Source organism: Rothia nasisuis (assembly GCF_928381405.1).
Lineage (GTDB): Bacteria > Actinomycetota > Actinomycetes > Actinomycetales > Micrococcaceae > Rothia > Rothia nasisuis.
This window is the reverse complement of the sequence record NZ_CAKMSB010000038.1, coordinates 1-597: the sequence shown is the minus strand read 5'-3', so window position 1 is coordinate 597 and position 597 is coordinate 1. Positions and strand designations below refer to the sequence as shown.

General features: G+C 58.5%; 1 pseudogene. It reads left to right on the top strand.

The window, feature by feature from the left end:
* Positions 1–597: pseudogene (locus tag L6966_RS11930) on the top strand (DUF6531 domain-containing protein); the annotation flags it as partial.

The following is a 597-nucleotide window of genomic DNA, read 5'->3' as shown; positions in this document are numbered from 1 at the left end:
GGCTACTGTCTCGTTCCCGCGGGGATCAGAGCACAAGGTGGTCCTATGATGCTGCCGGTAAGGTTCTTTCTCGCACCGATGCGGTCGGGGGCACGGTCTCTTATGCTTACGACGCTGCTGGGCGGCTAGTACGAGCCAGTGATAGCGCTGGTGGGCAGGTGGAGTATGTCTATGACGGTGCCTCACGCATTATCAGCGCCTCAACAGCTGAGCTGGTCTCCTCGTGGGTGTACACAGAGGGGGCCGTGAGCGGTCATGTTCTGACCGACGCTGGCGGGCAGACTCTGGCCCAGAGTGTCATTTCTCGTGATGAGTGGGGGCGGGTTGTCTCGGTGCAGAAGCAGGGCACCGGTGCTGAGCCTAGTTCTGTGGCTTATGGCTATGATGAGGCTTCTCAGCTGGTGTCTGTCACCGGTGGGCACCGGCAGGTTGCTGCCCGTTATGAGTATGATGTCTGCGGGCGCCTGACTCGTAGTGTGGGTGCTGATGGTGTTGAGCGGGTTTTTGCCTATGATGAGGCTTCTCAGTTGGTGTCTGTCACCGCTTCTAGTGGTGAGGTTACTATCTTCCTTTATGACGGTTTGGGTCGGCGAGTAC